We start from the raw sequence: 3,027 nt of genomic DNA, 5'->3' as shown, positions 1-3,027 counted from the left end.
CCGCAAATTCGTCGCTCCTTGGCGGAGGCGGTGTGGATGGCGCGATTCACGACGCTGCCGGTCCCGAGCTTCTCGCCGAGTGCCGGGCGCTTGGCGGATGCCCGACCGGCGATGCCAAGATCACCAGGGGCTATCTTCTGCCCGCCCGCCATGTGATCCACGCGGTCGGTCCCGTCTGGCATGGCGGCACAAGCGGCGAGGCGGAGGCGCTCAGTTCCTGTTATCGTCGTGCGCTCGAGCTCTCCCAGGCCAATGGACTGACCTCACTGGCCTTCTCTGCGATCTCGACCGGCGTATATCGCTTTCCGGCCGACCAGGCCGCGACGATTGCGGTTCACACGATCATTGAAGCCCTGCCGGCTGCGCCCTCCATTGCCCGCGTCATATTTTGTTGTTTTTCGCAGAGGAGCGCCGCTCTCCACACGGACGTTTTGGCGCGCTATGGCAGCCCTTGTGCCAGCTGACGCCGCAAGTACACTCCGGCCGCCATGTTCCGGGGAGGGGATATGATTTTACATTCTGGACTGCGTACGGTCGCCTGCGGCGTGCTGGTGTCGCTTGGCGCGATCTCGCTCGCGCGCGCGGAGGGGACCTACGAAATCCCCGCAGGCGCGCATTTCAACCAGGACAAGCTCGCCAAGGTCAGCGAGTTCTTCAAGAATGAGGTCGCGACGGGCAAGATCGCGGGCGCGACCGTGCTGATCAAGCAGCACGGCAAGCCGGTTTACCACGAAGCCTTCGGTGTTCAGGACGTGGTCAGCAAGGCGCCGATTACGGACAAGACCATCTTCCGCCTGTTCTCGATGAGCAAGGCGATCACTTCGGTCGTCGCGGTGCAGTTGATCGAAGACGGCAAGATCAAGCTCGACGATCCCGTCTCGAAATACATTCCGTCCTTCGCCAACGTGAAGGTCGGTGTCGAGAAGAAGGCCGACGACGGCACCAAGTCGCTCGAGCTCGTGCCGCCTGCGCGGCCGATGACGGTGCTCGATCTGATGCGCCACACGTCCGGCGTCACCTATGGCTTCTATGGCGACAGCCTGGTGCGCAAGGCCTATCGCGACGCCAATATCTATGCCGGCGATTTCGACCTCGCCGAGTTCGCCGAGCGCATCGCCAAACTGCCGCTGCACAACCAGCCGGGCGCGCTCTGGCAATACGGCCATTCCACCGACATACTGGCGCGCGTGATGGAGATCGCGGCTGGGAAGCCGTTGCTCGAGATCGAGCGGGAGAAGTTGCTCGATCCGCTCGGCATGGTCGACACCGGCTTCCTCGTCACGGACCCCGAGAAGCAGAAGCTTCTGGCCCAGCCGGTACCGAATGACGCCGACTTTCGCGTCGGCCGGATCAACGATCCAACGGTTGTCAAAAAAATTCAATTCGCCAGCGGTGGCATGGTTACGACCATGGCAGACTATGAGCGCTTTGCGCAGATGCTGCTCAATGGCGGCAGCCTCGACGGCAAGACCATTCTCAAGCCCGAGACGTTCAAGCTGATGGTGACCGATCAGGTCGGCCCGACCTCGGGGGTCAGCCGCGACTATTTCTATTTCCCCGGCGACGGCTTTGGCTTCGGCCTCGGCCTTGCCGTCCGCACCGATCCCGGCAACGCCAAGCCGMCGCCGCCCGGCGATCTCGGGGAATTGAAGTGGGACGGCGCCTCCGGCTGCTATTTCGTGATCGACCCCAAGCAGGACATGTTCTTCGTGCTGCTGGAACAGACACCCACCGAGCGCCAGCGGGTGCAGCGGACATTGAAGCAACTGGTCTATGAAGCCTTGGAGAATTGACATGCGCGGGCGCCGCGCGCTGCTCGCGGCGCTCGTCCTTCTGTTCGGTGCAATCGGTGCGAAAGCGGGCTCCGAGGGACGCGGCGCACGCACCCTCTCGCCCGAAGGCCTGGCAAAAGTCTCCGACTACATCCGGAACGAGGTCGCGACCGGCAAGTTTCCCGGCGCGATCCTGCTGCTCCAGCAGCACGGCAAGCCGGTCTATTACGAGAATTTCGGTGTCCGGGACGTCGCGACCGAGATGTCGATGAGCGCGGATACGATCTTCCGCCTCTATTCGATGTCGAAGCCGATCACCTCCGTGATGGCGATGATGCTGGTCGAGGAGGGCAAGCTCGCGCTCGACGATCCCGTCTCGAAATACATTCCGGCCTTTGCCGGCATGAAGATCGGCGTCGAGAAGAAGGCCGAGGACGGCAAGGTCGCGCTGGAGCTGGAGCCGCTTGAACGTCCGGTCACGATCAAGGATCTGCTGCGTCACACTTCCGGGCTGCCCTACGGCTATTACGGTGGCGGCATGGTGCACGCGCTCTATGCGGACGCCAATCTCTTCAACAGCAATCTGACCAACGCCGAATTCGCCGCCAAGATCGCCACGCTGCCGCTGGTGGAGCAGCCCGGCAGGGTGTGGGACTACGGCTATTCCACCGACGTGCTCGGCCGTGTCGTCGAGGTGATCTCCGGGAAGACGCTGCTCCAGTTTGAAAAGGAACGGCTGCTCGATCCGCTCGGCATGACCGAGACCGCGTTCTACGTCGCCGATCCCGCAAAATTTCCGCGCATTGCCGAGCCGATGCCGGAGGATCGCAACATCAATCCGACGACGCAGGTCCGCGATCCCAGGCGGCCGATAAAATGGGAATCGGGCGGCGGCGGCCTCGTCGGCACCATCGGCGATTACGCCCGCTTTGCGCAGATGCTGCTGAATGGCGGGACCTATGAAGGCCGGCGCTATCTCAAGCCCGAGACCATTGCACTGATGGCGTCGGATCACATCGGGCCGGAGACGAAGATCGCGCGCGACCAGAACTATTATCCCGGCGGGACGTCCGGCTTCGGCCTCGGCTTCGCCGTGCGCACCTCGGTGCCGCCGGCGACCTCCTGGCCGCTCGGTGAGTATCGCTGGGACGGTGTCGGCGGAACCTTCTTCTTCATCGATCCCGAAGACGATCTGTTCGGGATATTCATGGTGCAGACCCCGTCGCAGCGCGGCCGGATTCAGCTGGCGCTGAAG

General features: G+C 63.1%; 3 protein-coding genes. All 3 read left to right on the top strand.

The window, feature by feature from the left end; genetic code table 11:
• Positions 1 to 464, top strand: a 464-nt coding sequence (locus tag ACXJL8_RS37850; protein ID WP_456686693.1) for a macro domain-containing protein, incomplete at its 5' end; no start/stop codon positions are given.
• 42 nt (positions 465 to 506) lie between these two features.
• Positions 507 to 1,793 (top strand): serine hydrolase domain-containing protein, encoded by a 1,287-nt coding sequence (locus ACXJL8_RS37845; RefSeq protein ID WP_456686692.1) that lies wholly within the window; start codon positions 507 to 509, stop codon positions 1,791 to 1,793.
• Position 1,794: 1 nt separating this feature from the next.
• A partial coding sequence (locus ACXJL8_RS37840) for a serine hydrolase domain-containing protein (RefSeq protein ID WP_456686691.1) occupies positions 1,795 to 3,027 on the top strand: 1,233 nt, incomplete at its 3' end.

It is taken from the genome of Bradyrhizobium sp. P5_C11_2 (genome assembly GCF_054049755.1).
Note: the sequence above shows the minus strand (reverse complement) of the source record. Positions and strands in the feature narration are given on the sequence as shown.